Below are 16612 nucleotides of genomic sequence, written 5' to 3' on the forward strand. Positions count from 1 at the left end.
ACGAATGAGGCAGGCAGTTGGACTGCTTATTTTTTATCCTGATCATGATACATAAGAGAGGAAGACATGCCATGGAGCAACCCGAACAACCCCGCATTTGGCCGGATCGGTTTAAGCGGTTTTTTCTAAACAACAAGTTTGTCCTGTTTTTACTCATACTGCTGCTGGTCGGATTGAATGTGATGGTGCTAACGAAGATATCCTTTGTTCTGCATCCGTTAGCGGTGCTTATCAAGACCATAGTGCTGCCGATCATCCTGTCCGGTATCCTGTACTACCTGCTGAATCCGCTGGTGGATGTAATGGAAAAGTGGAAGATCAAGCGCGGGTGGTCGATACTGATCCTTTACCTCGCGATTGGCGGCATTTTGACGGTTGTGGTACTGGCAGTCATTCCGGTGCTTCGCAATCAGATTATGGGACTTATCGCCAACTTCCCGATGTACAGTGAGAATGTCAGACAGCAGTTCGAGGAGCTGACAGGCAGTCAGCTGTTCGGTCAGGTCCAGGAAACGGTGAACCTGAACTGGCAGGATTGGTGGGGAACGATCTCCGAGAAAGCAACGGAAATTCTGAATACCACCTGGAACAAACTAGGCGGTTTTCTTGGTGCCTTTACCGAGACGGTGTTATCCATTGTAACGGTTCCGTTTATTCTGTTTTACCTGCTTAAGGACGGCAAGAAGCTTCCGGAGAAAATCCTGTCGTTTTTGCCGATCAAGAGCCGTACCGGTGCCATGGACGTTCTTCACGATATTAACCACCAGATCAGCTCGTTCATCCGTGGACAAATTATTGTGAGCTTCTGTATTGGTATCCTGCTCTATATCGGTTATATGATCATCGGTTTGGATTATGCACTGATTCTGGCGATTATCGCATCCTTTACCAGCGTGGTACCGTATTTGGGGCCTGCTATCGCCATTACGCCTGCACTGATTGTGGCTCTGGTCACTTCTCCAGTTATGCTGCTGAAAATGGTGGCCGTATGGACGATTGTACAGCTGATTGAGGGCAAATTCATCTCTCCGCAGATTATGGGCAAAACGCTCAAAATCCATCCGATCACCATTATCTTTGTCATTCTGACATCAGGGAATCTGTTTGGTGTGGTGGGCATTCTACTGGCCGTTCCGGGTTATGCGGTGCTCAAGGTTTGCGTATCCCATATCTTCAACTGGTTCAAAAGCCGTTCCGGCCTGTATGATCCGAATAACAACAACCTGCTTTAGGTGCGCTTATGCATGGTAAACGGTGCCCTTATTCAAACAAAACCCCCGCCTATCGGCTAGAAGCCGATGGGACGGGGGTTTTGTTTGATGAACAGGCTGGCAATAGCCTAGCCATGTTTAATATGCTGGAGCGTTTGCAGGAAGATCTGCTCAATATGCGTATCATCCAGGGAGTAATACACCGTCTTGCCTTCCTTGCGCCGCTTGACGATCCGCATGTTACGAAGTGATCGCAGCTGGTGTGAAATGGCCGACTGTCCCATATCGAGCAGCACCGTCAGATCATGAACACATAATTCCTTTTGCAGCAGCGCATCAATAATACGTAGACGTGTTGGGTCGCTGAATGCCTTGAACCAATCTGCCATCTCGGAAGAAGTCTCCCGATCTATAAGTGAAGTGCGAATGGACTGCACGTCCGCTTCCGATCCCGAGCAGGCTGCATCACATTCACCTGGCGCTTTAACCGGTTGTTCCATTTCCTATCACCGCCTATGTTAACTCAACATTTTTTTGCATAATTCATTTGTTCAGGAATTGATACATGATTGCAACTATACGCCTATTATATCCAAAAACCGTCTAAAGCGAAATGATTACTATTAGCATATTCTGTATGAAAAATATCACCATCCATTGTTGACACTAAAGTTTTAAGGTGCATATAATAGGGGTAACCAAACATATGAATGAATGCTCATATATTAACTTTATCCAATAAGAGTCAGTTATAATCTTGTTTTCGTACTGCAAAGGGGAGAATTCACATGGGAACCGGACAGGAACAAGTGAAAAGGGAACTGCTGCTGGATGGATTGGACTGTGCCAATTGTGCACTGAAGATTGAAAATGGTGTTAAAAAAATCAAGGGAATCACGGATTGCTCCGTTAATTTTGTAACCAAAACCTTGTCGATGCATACAACTTCCGATCTGGATGAGCAGGTTGTGGAAGAAGCGAAACGCAAGGTCCTGCGGCTTGAGCCGCATATTCGCATCTCAGAAAAGGGGAAACCATCGCTTGGCAATCATGCTTCTACCGAGCCGGGAAGCCGCTTAAACGGCCATAGGCAAGCACACGCAGGCACCGAAATCGAAGCCGATGGAGATGATCACGATCATGCGGGTCAATCTCATGACCATGATCATCATCATGGAACACATCATCATGGCGTTCATGATCAGGAGCATGACCATGGCAAACATAAGAGTTATAATCACAGCCATTCACACGGTCATGAACACGACGCGCATGCAGGGCATTCGCATGAACATGGTGCAGGACAGACAAAGGTACTGCTTGCACGGCTTGCTGCGGGTTCCGCACTGGTTGCTGCTGCGATCTGGTCGCCGCTGGAAGGTTGGGCGCAGCTCGCGCTCTATGTGGTCGCTTACCTGATCGCAGGTGGAGATATCGTCCTCCAGGCGTTTAAAAATATTATCCGAGGCCAGGTATTTGATGAATACTTCCTGATGTCGGTTGCCACGATTGGTGCTTTTGCCATTGGTGAATATCCGGAAGGGGTAGCGGTAATGCTCTTTTATCAGCTCGGGGAGCTGTTTCAGGGTATGGCGGTTAACCGCTCACGCAAGTCGATTCAATCGCTTATGGATATTCGTCCGGACTATGCCAATATTCTGACCGGATCTGGCGACGAGACCAAGCGCGTCTCTCCGGAAGAAGTACGTATCGGTGATCAGATCGTAGTCCGAGCGGGCGAGAAGGTTCCACTCGATGGAATCGTGAAGGTAGGCCGGTCCATGGTGGACACGTCTGCTCTGACGGGTGAATCCGTGCCTCGTGAATTGGAACCTGGAAGCGATGTACTGAGCGGGTCTGTGAACAAGAACGGTATGCTGACGATTGAAGTGACCAAAACATTTGGTGAATCGACGGTATCCAAAATTCTGGACCTGGTGCAAAATGCAAGCAGCCGCAAGGCAAAAACGGAGCATTTTATCAGTAAGTTCGCCCGTTACTACACGCCGGTTGTTGTTATTCTTGCAGCATTAATTGCATTCGTTCCGCCGCTGGTGCTTAGTGGTGCAACGTTTGCTGATTGGATCTATCGTGCACTTGTCTTTCTGGTCATCTCCTGTCCGTGTGCGCTGGTGGTCTCCATTCCACTTGGATTCTTCGGCGGGATCGGAGCAGCTTCGCGTAACGGGATTCTCGTGAAGGGCAGCAACTACCTTGAAGCATTGAATGATGTGAAAGTGGTTGTTTTCGATAAAACGGGTACACTAACCAAAGGTGTATTTAAAGTCACAGCTATTCGCCCTGAAGGCGGTCGTACGGAAGATGAATTGATGGAGCTTGCCGCAATGGCGGAAGCCCAGTCCAATCATCCAATTGCTGAATCCATTCGGTCAGCTTGGGCGAAAGATATTCGTACACAGGGTGTAGAAGGTTATGACGAAGTTGCCGGACACGGGATCAGAGTCTCTGTGGATGGCCGTGAGATACTTGCAGGTAATGCCAAACTGATGGATCAGGCGGGTCTTCCTTATACCAAGCCAGAAACGGTGGGCACTGTCATACATGTTGCTGAAGCAGGTGTATACGCCGGTCATCTGATCATTTCGGATGAAGTGAAGGAAGACGCAGCAGCAGCCATTCAGGCACTGAAGAAACTCGGCATCCGCAAAACAGTGATGTTAACAGGGGATGCCAAAGCTGTTGGTGAAGCTGTAGGCCGCGAGCTTGGAGTGGATGAAGTCTACGCTGAACTACTGCCGCAGCACAAAGTCGAACGGCTGGAACAATTGGAAGCTGCCAAGTCTCCGAAGGAGAAGATGATCTTTGTCGGGGATGGCATTAATGATACCCCCGTGCTGGCTCGTGCAGATGTTGGTGTCGCAATGGGTGCACTCGGTTCGGATGCTGCTATTGAAGCAGCAGATGTGGTCATTATGACGGATGAACCATCCAGACTGGCAAGTGCGATACGCATTGCGAAGCGTACACGAAGAATTGTATGGCAAAATATCGGGTTCGCATTGGGTGTCAAAGCCATCTTCCTGCTGCTGGGTGTGTTCGGCATCGCTACCATGTGGGAAGCGGTATTCTCCGATGTGGGCGTTACGGTTCTGGCTGTCCTGAACGCCATGCGTGTGCTGCGTGTGAAGAACATCTAAGTTTCCGAAACGAACGACACGGCTCTTCGTATATACGTAGAGCCGTTTTTTTATGTTTATGGCTGCATGAGGTTTACAGGGAAGTTTGACGAGAAGGGGAGAACATTTTGGCAGGAGCAATTGTAGGATTAATTTGCGGAGTATGCTATTTCGTGCTGGGCATCATGTTGTTTAAGAAACCACCGAAAAAGATTAATGGCATATATGGTTATCGTACCCCGCGCGCAATGAGTGATCCTGAATTATGGGACGAAGCACAGCGTTATAGTGCCAATCTGATGATGCAGTTTGGTGTCATTATTACGGTGTTTGGGATTCTCGGGTTCTGGTTTACGGATGTGCAGGCACTGGTACTCAGTCTGTTTGCAGTGGCATTCTATACCATCAGACTGTTTACCAAAGTTGAAGGACGCCTCAAGGAATTGCAGCACGCTCAGCAGCGGAAGCAGAATGAGCAAGGCGCGTAAAGGGATGCCCACATATTTTATATGATCTGAACTGAAGATCCGCGCAAGCGGGTCTTTTTGCGTTCGGGTAAAATGTTTTGATTTCCATGAATGAAATCTAACGTTGACGTTAACGTTATAATTATATATAATTATGTACATAACATTATAGACATATAAAGTGAGGTGAAGGAAATGAGTTTGTACAAAATCGACGACGTGGCCAAGGAATGTGGTTTGACGAAGCGCACCATTCGGTATTACGAGGAGATTGGTGTCATGCCTTCACCTCAGCGGACGGACGGTGGCACGCGGCTGTATACGAGAGAGGATATTGATTATCTGAAAAAGGTCGTGCGTGCCAAGGAAGTACTTGGCTTCTCGCTTCAGGAACTGCATACGTATATTGCAACGGCAGATGTACTGAATGAGCAGCGGTTTGATTACCAGCAGACAACCGAAGTGAGGGAACGGATTGAGAAACTCACCAGGATGGAAGACACGCTGGATGGTCAGCTTCAGCTGATCGAACAGAAACTCCAGAGCATTCACGCCGTACAGGAGGAACTGAAAGAACTGCGTGAACGGGTACAGAGCGGGATTCAGCGATTACAGAGTCATGAAGCTGCAGGCCAACCGGAAGGCGGATAAGTAAGCTGGTCAGCGTATAACTCAATAAAACAAATCGTACATGCACCGGCGACCCGGTGTCATTTTGTGCCGTTTTGTTTCATCCACTTTTGAAAATGGGATGAAAATTTCATTATTTACATTTCAATCTGATAAATAACCAGGAGGTATCATGTATGAAAAGAGAACCATCATTACCTGAAGAACTGCCGTCATCACGTGGAGGCTTGTTGTCCCAACCAAGAGCCGTATGGGCTGTAGCCTTCGCGTGTATTATTTCGTTTATGGGACTGGGATTGGTTGACCCCATCCTGCCAGCCATTGCAGATCAGCTGCATGCATCCAAAAGCCAGGTTTCACTGCTGTTTACAAGCTATAACGCCGTGACGGGGATTGCCATGTTGATTACAGGCGTTGTATCCAGCCGGATCGGTGTCAAATGGACCTTGTTAAGCGGGATATTGCTTATTGTGATCTTCTCCGCCCTTGGCGGAACATCCGATACAGTTGGTGCGCTGGTCGGATACCGTGGTGGTTGGGGGCTGGGTAATGCCCTGTTCATCGCAACAGCATTATCTGCGATTGTCGGTCTGTCCACCTCAGGGACAGCCAAAGCAATTATTTTGTACGAAGCTGCACTTGGCCTTGGTATCGCTGTAGGTCCACTGCTCGGCGGTGAGCTGGGCTCGATCTCGTGGCGCGGCCCGTTCTATGGCGTTGCGGTCCTGATGACGATTGCTTTTATCAGCATTACGTTTATGCTGCCCAAGATGGCCAAACCGAAAACGCGCAGTTCCTTGTCCGATCCGTTCAAGGCGCTTAGTTATCCATCCCTGAAAACGTTGGCGATTACCGCCTTCCTGTATAACTTTGGTTTCTTTACATTAATGGCTTATTCACCTTATGTCATGAATTTGGATGAACATGGACTTGGGTATGTGTTCTTCGGCTGGGGTTTGATGCTGGCGATTACGTCCGTATTCGTCGCTCCAAGACTGCAGCGCCGGTTCGGATCAGTGCCGTCCATGAGTGTTATGCTTACTCTGTTTGCTATTGACCTGGTTGTCATGGCTGTGGGTACAGTGATGGGATCATCCACTACGGTCATTGTTGCAGTTATCGTTGCAGGGATATTCCTCGGAATCAACAACACGTTAATTACGACAGCCGTCATGGAAGCTACGCCTGTAGAGCGCTCAGTAGCTTCGGCGGCATACAGCTTCGTTCGTTTCCTTGGCGGCGCACTGGCACCGTGGCTTGCAGGTAAATTATCGGAATGGTTCCTGCCGGAAACCCCGTTTTATTTTGGCGCATTGATGGTACTCATTGGTGTTGTCGTTCTGTTGGTACGTCGAAGACATTTGCGTGATATCGATGCAGCCATTACACATTAATATATGGGGGAATTAAAATGCTGGAACAAATACTAGTCGCTGTCGATGGGTCGGATCATGCACATAAGGCGCTGCAAACCGCTGTTGAATTAGCTGAAAGTTTGAAGCATTCCGCCAAGTTAGTTATCGTGCATGTGAATCCTTCCGTATCATTGAATGAGCCGGCTCTGGGAGTAGATCTCGATGCAAGAATTGCAGAAGAAGGGCAGCATATTATCGCACCCGTAGCAGAGCTGATGTCCGGACGTTCAATCCCTTATGAGACACTGTTGATTGCAGGAGATCCGGTGAATGAGATCTGCCGCGTCTCACGGGACAGGAAATGCAACCTGATTGTCATGGGGACAGGCGGTAAAAGCATGCTGGCGGAAATCGTCGTGGGCAGTGTCAGCCATGGTGTATTGAAACATGCAGAGTGCCCAGTATTAACGGTTAAATAAGGACTCTACACGAATATGGACTGGGTTGATGACATCACTGTAGTGTATAACTAGATGAGGGATGAAAGCGATTGGAAGATCGTTCGGTCATCGCCCGTGACCCATTGAATTCATTAGTCAATCTCGCAGCAATTGTGGAATGGAGGATCAATAATGAAAAAACAGCATCTGTTTATCGGTGGCAAACCCACAGCATCAGTAGAATATAAAGCCCTTCATGCACCGTACTCCGGAGAAATATTGGCAGACGTGTCATCCGCTTCAGCAGAGGAAGCCGAGACTGCAATTGAAGCTGCCGTTCAGGCTGGCAAGGAGATGCGCTTCATGCCTGCTCACCGGCGAGCAGACATTCTGTATAAGCTTTCTGCCCTGCTGGAAGAGCGGAAGGAAGAAGCAGCGCGAGTCATTGCGCTGGAGGCGGCGAAGCCGATTACGGCTGCACTTGCGGAAGTGGATCGTACCGTGGAAACGTACCGTTTTGCCGCAGAAGAAGCGAAGCGATTGACCGGGGAGACTGTTCCCCTGGACGCAGCCAAGGGTGGAGAGGGACGCATCGGTTATACCATGCGCCAGCCTCTGGGCGTCATTGGGGCGATTACTCCATTTAATTTCCCGATGAATCTGGTGGCCCATAAGGTTGGACCTGCGCTGGCAGCAGGCAATACCATTGTTCTGAAACCGGCTGAGCAGACACCATTGTCTGCTTACTTTATTGCCAGTCTGCTTCAGGAAGCCGGATTACCGGATGGTGCATTGAACGTGGTGAGCGGGGATGGCAAAACGATTGGTGATGTGCTTGTGGCTGATCCGCGCGTAGCCCATATTACATTCACGGGCAGTCCGGCAGTAGGGACGAGCATTCGCAGTCAGGCCGGATTAAAACGGGTGACCTTGGAACTCGGATCGAATGCTGCCGTTATTGTGGACCGGGATGCGGACCTCGACAAAGTGATCCCTCGGTGTGTGACCGGAGCATTTACGTACCAGGGACAGGTATGTATCTCTCTGCAGCGTATTTATGTGCACAGCGCCATTGCAGATGAGTTTACACGCCGCTTCGCTGAAGCCGCAAAACAGGTTGTGACAGGAGATCCAATGAACCCGGAAACCGTTGTTTCTGCACTCATTACAGCCAAGGATGTACAGCGGACACTGGAGTGGATTGATGAAGCAAAGCAGTCAGGCGCTGCGGTGGCAGCAGGCGGAGAAGCAGAAGGAGGCGTGCTGCGTCCAACCGTGCTCGTTAACGTGCCGCATGATGCCAAGGTGTCTTGTCAGGAGGTCTTTGCTCCCATCGTCGTGATTAACACCGTAGATTCGGCCCAAGAAGGCATTGAGCGCGTGAATGATTCTATCTACGGCCTTCAGGCGGGTGTGTTTACGAACGATATTCATACGGCACTCCATGCAGCTGATCACATTGAAGCCGGAGGCGTAATGATTAACGACATTCCCACGTTCCGTGTGGATCATATGCCGTACGGTGGCGTGAAGCAGAGCGGAATGGGCCGCGAAGGTGTTAAATATGCAGTCGAAGAAATGACGGAACTCAAGTTTGTTATGTTTAACAAAAATTAAAGTTGTTCCTGAAGGTCAGCTGATATTAGATCTAACATGTAACAATCAAAAAAGGTCCTGTACCAATAAAAATTGGTGCAGGATTCTTTCTTATCATTATCAAAAAAAATTGAAGGAATGTCTTCAAATTCTCTACTGACCCCAGGTTCACTTTGGATGAGAAGGGTATAAATACTTTACATACCGCAAATCTAACCAACATTGCTGTTTATAGTACAAAAGCATGTGTCTCCTTCTCCCTTAGACGAAGGGGCATAGCATTGCTGAAAGTATATTGTCACTAACTTATTTCACATAAAAAGCAGTATGAATAAGCCTGGATTGAATCTTAGCAGGCCAGACAGGAGGTGTTTCGAATGGCGTATACAATGGCTGATGTATCCGGCATGTCCGGTATAAGCTTGAATGAGCTGGGCCAGTATGTGAAATCGGGTTGGCTGACGCCTGCATTTGTGGGTAAAGACCCGAATGACGTTTATGTTGAGCAACCGGAACTGTTGAAACTCCAGCAGATTTTGTTCTGTAAGGAACTGGGGGTAGAGCAGGAAGAAATCGGTTCAATGCTTCAGGAGGATCCTCATGATATCATTCATATGATGCAGCAGCAGCGCATTCAATTGCTGGAGAAGACGCTCTATCTTCATGGTTTGATCCAGACTCTGGACAAAACGATCTCCCACCTGCAGGGAGAGCAGGAGCTTGAGGTTCGCGATTTATATCAAGGTTTTGTTAAAAAAGGACATCACAGCATGCTGCCGGAGTCACCAACCAATGAGTCGGTTGCCACCCAAGGGCGGCATCGTGCAGAAGCCGAGTCAGCCATGTCTTATGAGGGTGAAATCAAAACAAAAGAAGATTACCTGGATTCTCAGGAGAAAATAGACCGAATCAACCGTGACTTGCAGCAGGCGATTGAAGATGGCCTGCGACCTGAAAGTCCGGAGGTTCAGCAGATTATTGGCAGACATCTGGAATGGATTAAGGATTATTACACGCCTACTGCCGAGATTTATCGGGATTTGGGCAATCTGTATGTTGAGCATCAAAATTTTCGCCAGATGTACGATGGTTACCATCCGAAGCTGGCCGAATTTCTGCGAGACGGGATGATGATCAAAGCGGAACAGGATTTAGCCTAATTGCATAGAGTAACCTTGGGCGAGCAGAACATGGATGTGTATGGCATAACGAAAAGCACAGACCTATTAGGTCTGTGCTTTTCGTTTATAAGCATGCCCAAACTGTTGTAACGTCCTGCTTATTTGGATACGAAACCTCTGGCAAGCGTTTATAGCTGTTCTGTGAGCAGTTTCACTGCCTGTTCCAGGAAGAGGCGGTCTTCGTCATCGAAACGGTTTTTGATCGGGCTGTCGATATCGAGCACCCCGTACAATTCGCCGTTTTTGATAATGGGCACGACAATTTCACTGTTCGATGCGGCATCACAGGCGATATGGCCTGGGAAGGCATGAACATCGTCAACAACGAGCGTACGCCGCTCCGCAGCAGAAGTGCCGCATACTCCGCGTCCAAGCGGAATACGGATGCAGGCAGGCAGTCCCTGGAACGGACCAAGTACAAGTTCTTTTCCATCATACAGATAGAAGCCGACCCAATTGGTATCGGTCAAAAATACGTTGAGCAGCGCCGCAGCGTTTGCCAGATTGGCAATGGCGCTTGGTTCATCGCGGATCAGAGCACTTAACTGTCCCAGGACGGCGGTGTGCTGCTCGCTTCGTGTTCCTTCATAGGAAACAGCTTGAAACATGATGAATCACCCTCCCGAGCAAAAATGGTACTTATTTTTTAAGATAGTGCAGTGCATCCCTTTAGTCAAGCGGAGGAATTCGGCAAAATTTTTATTTATGAAAGAAAACCCATGTAAATACATCCTGTTTCTCAGCTTCTCGCACGGGGTAATTACTTAGCAATCACGGAGGGCTATAACCCTGGAAGGAGCTTGGATTATGCACGCAGAGGTACAGAATCTTTTTGTACGGATTCATCTTCTCTATTTGGCCCAAAATCAGGATTTAACCGTTGGTGACGCACTGCCTTTATTGGAAGAGCGCGGCTATCGAGTCGGCGAGCGGGAGATCAAGCAGGAGCTTGAGCATCTGACACAGGAGAACTTCCTGACCGCCCATGGCGACCAGTGGAGCCTGACCGGGACAGGCATTGAGGAGTTTAAGGAAATTACGGCTGTATTGGGCCGGGTTAGTGATGAGCTGCTGGCGGTGGATGAGAAGGCTTCAACCGCATGAGGATGATTCTCTGGCAGGACAGGCTATAGCTGAACATGCTCGATTGAATCATACGTACAACAAGACCGGGACCCCAATGCGGCCCGGTTTTTTTGACGTCAAACCGATGACTGAATGGTTGCCATTCGGCGCAGGTTATGTTTAGATGACTATTGAATCTTATGGTCTGCAGAAATGGATCGGATCGGAGTGTCTTTTTATGTATAAATCCAAAGGGAGAATTCCCGAACTCGAGACATCACGTCTCCGTTTGCGCAAGATGCGCCGCCGGGATGCGGCTCAGATGTTCGCATACTGGTCAGACCGGGAGGTGACCCGCTATATGAATCTGGCACCGATGATCGGGACAAGCGAAGCTGCGGATATGATTGGATTGCTTAACCATATGGCAGGGGAAGAGGAGGCGATTCGCTGGGGCATTGAACTTAAGGAAACAGGCCGACTCATCGGAAGTTGTGGGTTCAATACCTGGCAGCTTGAAGGCGCATTCCGCGGGGAGATCGGTTATGAACTGGGCCGTGACTATTGGCGGCATGGTTATATGACAGAGGTTTTCTCGGTGATGCTGCCCTTCGGATATGAGACCATGGGGCTCAATCGGATTGAAGCGCTGGTCGATCCGCGGAATGCCGCTTCAGGAGAGTTCCTGATCAACAACGGTTTTACGCGGGAAGGGTTACTTCGTCAGGTACAGCATACGTCTACCGGATTTAAGGATATGGTGATGTATTCCCTGCTGTATGATGAGTGGCTTCGCAAGCATAGCAAATAAACAGAGAACAAAGAGAGAAGGGTTTGTGTGAATACAACCGGAGGTTTGAAACGCAGTTTCATCTTGGCGGGGTTGTTGCTGGCAACCTTTTTGTCAGCGATTGAAGGGACGGTCATTGGTCCAGCGGGACCGACCATTGTCAGTGAACTGGGAAGTGTTCAGCTGCTCAGCTGGATATTTACCGCGTATCTGCTTACGATGGCTGTCAGCACGCCGATTTTTGGTAAAATCAGTGACCTGTACGGTCGAAAGCCTGTGTTCCTGATTGGCTGTGCGCTGTTTTTGCTCGGCTCACTGCTCTGCTGTTTGTCACAGAACATGGAGCAGCTGATTATTTACCGTGCAATTCAGGGGATTGGTGCAGGAGCAGTTGTGCCTGTTACGTTTACGATTATTGGAGACATCTACCGTATTGAAGAACGAGGCAAGATTCAAGGCTGGATCAGTTCGGTATGGGGCATATCTTCCCTGGCAGGGCCGCTGCTTGGCGGTTACTTCGTCGATAATCTCGGCTGGCAGTGGATTTTTGGATTCAATGTGCCCTTTGGCTTGCTTGCCATGTGGTTCGTGTTTCGTTATTTGAAAGAAGACGTATCTCCACGTACTGCCAAAATCGACTATGTGGGTGCGTTAACTTTTACTGTTGGCATAACTGCATTGCTCTTTGTATTGTCGGCAGGTGGACAGTATTATGCATGGAGTTCCCCGCTCATCATGGGGCTTAGTGCGGTGGCCGTTGTGTTCATGATCTTATTCTTCGTTGTGGAAAAAAGGGCCCAGGCTCCGATGGTTCCCCTGCATCTGTTCCGTATTCGGGATATCCGTGTCGCTAACATTGCCGGACTGCTGACCAGTACTTTGATGATCGGCCTGACCAGTTATTTGCCGCTATGGGTGCAGGGTGTTCGGGGAGGCAATGCAACTGAATCCGGGCTGCTGCTGGCACCGATGTCCGTAGGCTGGTTAATCGGAAGCGTGCTGGCGGGTCGCCTCCTTATGAAGATTGGTTCACGCTTAACTGCGCTCATTGGATTAACCGGTATTGCCATCGGCTCAGGAGGACTTTTCCTGGTAGGAGGAACATCGCCTCAGGTGGTGCTGTTTATTTTGACCTTTATCTATGGGCTTGGCTTTGGGTTTGCGTTTACGATATTCACCATTATTGCACAGTCCTCCGTCGGATATCAGGAACGTGGTTCTTCAACAGCACTGCATACGTTCATGCGTACACTGGGGCAAACCATTGGTGCAGCTGTTTTCGGCACATGGTTGAACTACCGAATTTCGAAGTTGTCCAGTGAGCAGAACTTGGCTGATGCCGGTATTTCAGATCGTGACCTGAATGAGCTGCTCGCACCGCATACGGATGCCGCCCTGTCTGGTGAAAAGTGGGCACTGCTCCGAAATGTGTTGGAGGGCAGTCTGCATTCCCTGTTTGTCATCATGTTTGTCATCGCAATTGTATCGTGGTTAACCACAGTAGCATTACGCAAACGTCTCATTGTACCGGAAGAGGGGGAGGCAAATATGCCAAAACAGGCCAAGGTTGCTGGAAAATGAGCGTACAACACCGTGCGGTACATATTGAGTTCTTTAATTAGTTAACTCATCTAGATAACAGAATGAATTTTCACGTCAAAGCAGCTGGTAATCAGCTGCTTTTTTGGTTATTTCCAGAGATGAGTTTGATATAATTACAAGAAGTTATTATGTATTAATGGATTTATGGATTTATGGATTTATGCAAAATACTCATTTCTATCGAATGGGGGCCGGGTATATTGAATAAGCCATTGACTCGATCTGTTTGGTTCGTGCCATTTCCCATTAAAATACTTGCAGCAATGCTGAGCGGAATATCCATTTCCCTGTATGTTGGAATTTCAAGATATGTAAAATTGGCGGACCGGGTTGAAGATACATATTATTATTCATTGTGGTATACATCGGTCATAAGCCTGCTTATCAACGCAGCCACAATTCTATTCCTGATTATGCCGTTCTCCTTGTTCGTAGACGGTTTGCTCGCTGCAAGAAAGAAGAGGGGACTGGAGATAAGGACGATGGATGTGATCGTCTCTTATTTTCTGCTGGGTGTGGGATGTGGACTTGTATTTTCGATATTTGTATATAAGATGGGTGCTTTTCAGTATTTCGGTCCATATTTGTATGTACTGATCACTACGTTTGTCTTTCTTGTGTGGCAAACCAGTTTAGGATGGATATTAAAACCCCGGAAGCACGGAAGATGAAGCCAGGCATAAGTACGAAGAGACGCTTAGGGAAATTGAGGGCCACAGTGAGTCCAGCATGTCCAGATACATTGTACATTTGCTGATTGCAGGAGGACTTGTCATTTTGGCCCTCGCTGTATTGATGTGGATCTTATACAGTTGATTCAACAGTAATAACCGGTTACGCCGCAGGATGGCGAACCGGTTATTTTACTTTCCATATTCATCAAGGTGTTCTTCATCCATTCGCAGATAAACGGTCTGCGCTATGCGCAAGCCTTTCCAACAACTCAGACAGCAACGTTTTGTCACCCTCGCTCAGGTCACTGACTGCACGATCGATCTTGTGTGCATACCCGGGGTAGATATCATCCATGGTTCGGTGGCCTTCCTCTGTCAGTTCCACAAATATAATCCGTCTGTCCTGTGGACAGTGTTTGCGATGTAAAAGTCCTTTTTGTTCCAGCTTATCAATGACATAGGTCACATTCCCGCTCTGCAGCAGAAGCTGTGCGCCCACCTGTTGAATCGGCTGTGCTCCCTTGATATACAGTACTTCCAATACTCCGTATGCTGTAGGGTTGAAGCCATGCACTTTGCTACCGGATACAGCGTGTTCATTCACGCTCTTGAATGTTTTGGCCAAGGTGCGGTACAGATGAAGTGAACGTTCGGTTCCGATTTCTTGTAATTCCAGCATGCTGATCCCGCCTTTTCAGATTAGTGATATAGGATGAAATGATTAGGTTACGTTTGACGATTTAGAATGTCGCCATGTCCTTATTGTAAGCCTCTGTTTCCACGAAAAACATGCGATATGTCACAAGATTTGCATTTTTAGCATTTAAAATTTAATCATTTGCCCTCCGGCCCAGGCAGCCTGTTTTGGAAATATCATCCTTCAGATACTGCCTCTTCTCCGTCTCTGGAAGGAGGTTGGGACAAGTAACGCTTTCTATAATTAAATACATATCAACATTCCGGCAAGGGTGGAGGATACACAAAATGGAAATGACAATGAAGGGACACCATGGACTGAAGCATAACCGGCCTTTTGTAACACTGATGGTGGCACAGGCCATCTCCAATTTGGGCGACTGGTTGCATTTGTTGGCCATTTTGACGCTGGTTGGCATCCGTTGGAATGCAACGCCATGGGAGATTACGTTTACCACACTTTGTGCGGCATTACCCGTATTGCTTACGGGTCCTTTTGCTGGTGCGCTGGCGGATCGGCTAAACCGAAAATGGTTGATGATTGTTGCGGACGGTGCACGAATTGTTATTGTAGCCGGGTTTATTTTTGCCGATCAGATCTGGCATGTGTATGTGCTGCTAATTCTCAAATCCTTGTTTGACGTTGTATTCTCACCAGCGAAGAACGGGAAGCTGAAGGAGATTGTGCCGCATGGCCAGCTGGCTCAAGCTGTTTCCATTAGTTCGGTTATCGAACAGATGTCCAAAATTATCGGCCCTGCGCTTGGAGGGCTGCTGGTAGCAGCCTTTGGGATCACCTGGTGTTTTGTTCTGGATTCGGTCTCGTTCCTGCTTTCGGGTATTATTTTGCTGTGGATTCCTGGTTCACGGGTGTTCCAATCGGCGACACGGATCATACAAGAAGGTAAGGAAGATTCAGAAGGGGATGTTGAGACCCGAAAAAAAGGTGCATTTTTAAACGACACATTGGAAGGCATTCGTATGCTCGCTTCTCTTCCACAGGTAGGCACTTCTCTCGTTCTGCTTGCATCTGCCATCCTGTTCCTGCAGTTTGCAGATTCCCAGACGGTTGTCCTGTTTAGGCAGCTTCCCGGGATTTCAAGTGACTTACTGGGATGGTGCGTTGCAGCAAGTGGTGTTGGGACGTTAATCGCTGCGATGAGTGTGCGGAAATGGAAAAGAGCAGGACATGTGCTGAAAATGGGGCTCGGTACGTCTGTAACGGGGCTCGTTATTGGCGTAGCAGGAATGGTTGTCGGATTTTGGCCGCATGCTGGTCTGGCAGCTAATCTGCTGCTGGTGTCACTGTTTGCTCTAGCGGGGATTGGAATTGGGTTCGCTGTGGTACCCTTCCAGATTCTGCTGCAGGAACGGACTCCTGAAGCGATGACTGGACGTGTGTTTGGGACTGTAGGCAGCGTCATGACAGCAAGCAATATTATGGGCCCGGTTGTCGGTGGTTTTCTGGTCACCTCTTTCGGAGTTATCCCGGCTTTTGTATGTTCTGGCATTTTGCTGACACTGCTCGGATTGGTTTATGTATTGAAACGCAAACAGAGTAAGATTGAAGGAACGCTGGTGACTGAAACGGTAGCTGCAGGAGAATGATTTTCATTGGTTGTAGATTGAAGAGGGGAAAACTAATGATATATCATTCTAATTATAAAAAGCAGGGGCTCCGGAACCCCTGCTTTTTGTGTGTAGTTATAGATGTTTTCTGTACCTTTCTAAATGGTCCCTTAAAAACTTATCTATAATTCGATAGAAA

Annotated in this window: 16 protein-coding genes; 13 read left to right on the forward strand and 3 right to left on the reverse strand. The window is 48.3% G+C overall.

What is annotated here, in order from left to right:
• The first annotated feature begins 71 nt into the window (after positions 1-71).
• Positions 72-1232 (forward strand): AI-2E family transporter, encoded by a 1161-nt coding sequence (locus tag AB3N00_RS28170; RefSeq protein ID WP_175395464.1) that lies wholly within the window; start codon positions 72-74, stop codon positions 1230-1232.
• 107 nt (positions 1233-1339) lie between these two features.
• Here the strand turns inward: AB3N00_RS28170 and AB3N00_RS28175 are convergent, their stop codons facing one another.
• Positions 1340-1711: an ArsR/SmtB family transcription factor gene (locus tag AB3N00_RS28175; RefSeq protein WP_413037480.1), complete on the reverse strand. Its 372-nt coding sequence runs from the start codon at positions 1709-1711 to the stop codon at positions 1340-1342.
• A gap of 288 nt (positions 1712-1999) precedes the next feature.
• On the opposite strand from AB3N00_RS28175, the gene AB3N00_RS28180 reads away from it, so the two are divergent.
• The 7 genes from AB3N00_RS28180 to AB3N00_RS28210 all read left to right on the forward strand — a co-directional run bounded on the left by AB3N00_RS28180 (position 2000) and on the right by AB3N00_RS28210 (position 9996).
• The gene (locus AB3N00_RS28180; protein ID WP_413037481.1) at positions 2000-4369 is read left to right on the forward strand and encodes a heavy metal translocating P-type ATPase; all 2370 of its coding nucleotides are present in this window, start codon (positions 2000-2002) and stop codon (positions 4367-4369) included.
• A gap of 107 nt (positions 4370-4476) precedes the next feature.
• Positions 4477-4836, forward strand: coding sequence for an SdpI family protein (locus AB3N00_RS28185; RefSeq protein WP_413037482.1), 360 nt, complete (start codon positions 4477-4479; stop codon positions 4834-4836).
• 174 nt (positions 4837-5010) lie between these two features.
• The gene (locus AB3N00_RS28190; RefSeq protein WP_175395460.1) at positions 5011-5466 is read left to right on the forward strand and encodes a MerR family transcriptional regulator; all 456 of its coding nucleotides are present in this window, start codon (positions 5011-5013) and stop codon (positions 5464-5466) included.
• 155 nt (positions 5467-5621) lie between these two features.
• Complete coding sequence (locus AB3N00_RS28195) at positions 5622-6839, forward strand: MFS transporter (protein ID WP_413037483.1); 1218 nt, start codon at positions 5622-5624, stop codon at positions 6837-6839.
• A gap of 17 nt (positions 6840-6856) precedes the next feature.
• On the forward strand, positions 6857-7279 hold the full coding sequence (locus AB3N00_RS28200; protein ID WP_413037484.1) for a universal stress protein: 423 nt from the start codon (positions 6857-6859) through the stop codon (positions 7277-7279).
• A 153-nt stretch (positions 7280-7432) separates the two neighbouring features.
• Positions 7433-8857 carry an aldehyde dehydrogenase family protein gene (locus tag AB3N00_RS28205; RefSeq protein WP_413037485.1) on the forward strand — a complete coding sequence of 475 codons (1425 nt, stop codon included), beginning with the start codon at positions 7433-7435 and terminating at the stop codon, positions 8855-8857.
• Positions 8858-9213: 356 nt separating this feature from the next.
• Positions 9214-9996, forward strand: a complete 783-nt coding sequence (locus AB3N00_RS28210) for a MerR family transcriptional regulator (RefSeq protein ID WP_413037486.1) — start codon at positions 9214-9216, stop codon at positions 9994-9996.
• 149 nt (positions 9997-10145) lie between these two features.
• Here the strand turns inward: AB3N00_RS28210 and AB3N00_RS28215 are convergent, their stop codons facing one another.
• A complete protein-coding gene (locus AB3N00_RS28215; protein WP_175395455.1) occupies positions 10146-10625 on the reverse strand; it encodes a GAF domain-containing protein in 480 nt (159 codons plus the stop codon).
• A 199-nt stretch (positions 10626-10824) separates the two neighbouring features.
• Between AB3N00_RS28215 and AB3N00_RS28220 the strand changes: the two genes are divergently transcribed.
• From AB3N00_RS28220 to AB3N00_RS28235, 4 genes are all read left to right on the forward strand, one after another.
• Complete coding sequence (locus tag AB3N00_RS28220; protein ID WP_175395454.1) at positions 10825-11121, forward strand: hypothetical protein; 297 nt, start codon at positions 10825-10827, stop codon at positions 11119-11121.
• A 199-nt stretch (positions 11122-11320) separates the two neighbouring features.
• Positions 11321-11893 carry a GNAT family N-acetyltransferase gene (locus AB3N00_RS28225; protein WP_413037547.1) on the forward strand — a complete coding sequence of 191 codons (573 nt, stop codon included), beginning with the start codon at positions 11321-11323 and terminating at the stop codon, positions 11891-11893.
• A gap of 45 nt (positions 11894-11938) precedes the next feature.
• A complete protein-coding gene (locus AB3N00_RS28230; protein ID WP_413037548.1) occupies positions 11939-13453 on the forward strand; it encodes an MDR family MFS transporter in 1515 nt (504 codons plus the stop codon).
• A gap of 221 nt (positions 13454-13674) precedes the next feature.
• Complete coding sequence (locus AB3N00_RS28235) at positions 13675-14145, forward strand: hypothetical protein (RefSeq protein WP_413037487.1); 471 nt, start codon at positions 13675-13677, stop codon at positions 14143-14145.
• 220 nt (positions 14146-14365) lie between these two features.
• Here AB3N00_RS28235 and AB3N00_RS28240 read toward each other — a convergent pair whose 3' ends face one another.
• The gene (locus AB3N00_RS28240; protein WP_175395449.1) at positions 14366-14827 is read right to left on the reverse strand and encodes a MarR family winged helix-turn-helix transcriptional regulator; all 462 of its coding nucleotides are present in this window, start codon (positions 14825-14827) and stop codon (positions 14366-14368) included.
• Between the two features lie 305 nt (positions 14828-15132).
• Here AB3N00_RS28240 and AB3N00_RS28245 point away from each other — a divergent pair, with 305 nt between their 5' ends.
• A complete protein-coding gene (locus AB3N00_RS28245) occupies positions 15133-16452 on the forward strand; it encodes an MFS transporter (RefSeq protein ID WP_413037488.1) in 1320 nt (439 codons plus the stop codon).
• Positions 16453-16612 lie beyond the last annotated feature (160 nt).

The sequence above is a fragment of the Paenibacillus xylanilyticus genome, from assembly GCF_047246825.1.
In the GTDB taxonomy this organism is placed as follows: Bacteria; Bacillota; Bacilli; order Paenibacillales; family Paenibacillaceae; genus Paenibacillus; species Paenibacillus xylanilyticus_B.

What these genes read in the sequence shown, in the direction of transcription:
- AB3N00_RS28170 (WP_175395464.1), top strand. Translation starts at nt 72, where the DNA reads ATGGAGCAACCCGAACAACCCCGCATTTGGCCGGATCGGTTTAAGCGG.
- AB3N00_RS28175 (WP_413037480.1), bottom strand. Translation starts at nt 1,711, where the DNA reads ATGGAACAACCGGTTAAAGCGCCAGGTGAATGTGATGCAGCCTGCTCG.
- AB3N00_RS28180 (WP_413037481.1), top strand. Translation starts at nt 2,000, where the DNA reads ATGGGAACCGGACAGGAACAAGTGAAAAGGGAACTGCTGCTGGATGGA.
- AB3N00_RS28190 (WP_175395460.1), top strand. Translation starts at nt 5,011, where the DNA reads ATGAGTTTGTACAAAATCGACGACGTGGCCAAGGAATGTGGTTTGACG.
- AB3N00_RS28195 (WP_413037483.1), top strand. Translation starts at nt 5,622, where the DNA reads ATGAAAAGAGAACCATCATTACCTGAAGAACTGCCGTCATCACGTGGA.
- AB3N00_RS28200 (WP_413037484.1), top strand. Translation starts at nt 6,857, where the DNA reads ATGCTGGAACAAATACTAGTCGCTGTCGATGGGTCGGATCATGCACAT.
- AB3N00_RS28205 (WP_413037485.1), top strand. Translation starts at nt 7,433, where the DNA reads ATGAAAAAACAGCATCTGTTTATCGGTGGCAAACCCACAGCATCAGTA.
- AB3N00_RS28210 (WP_413037486.1), top strand. Translation starts at nt 9,214, where the DNA reads ATGGCGTATACAATGGCTGATGTATCCGGCATGTCCGGTATAAGCTTG.
- AB3N00_RS28215 (WP_175395455.1), bottom strand. Translation starts at nt 10,625, where the DNA reads ATGTTTCAAGCTGTTTCCTATGAAGGAACACGAAGCGAGCAGCACACC.
- AB3N00_RS28220 (WP_175395454.1), top strand. Translation starts at nt 10,825, where the DNA reads ATGCACGCAGAGGTACAGAATCTTTTTGTACGGATTCATCTTCTCTAT.
- AB3N00_RS28225 (WP_413037547.1), top strand. Translation starts at nt 11,321, where the DNA reads ATGTATAAATCCAAAGGGAGAATTCCCGAACTCGAGACATCACGTCTC.
- AB3N00_RS28240 (WP_175395449.1), bottom strand. Translation starts at nt 14,827, where the DNA reads ATGCTGGAATTACAAGAAATCGGAACCGAACGTTCACTTCATCTGTAC.
- AB3N00_RS28245 (WP_413037488.1), top strand. Translation starts at nt 15,133, where the DNA reads ATGGAAATGACAATGAAGGGACACCATGGACTGAAGCATAACCGGCCT.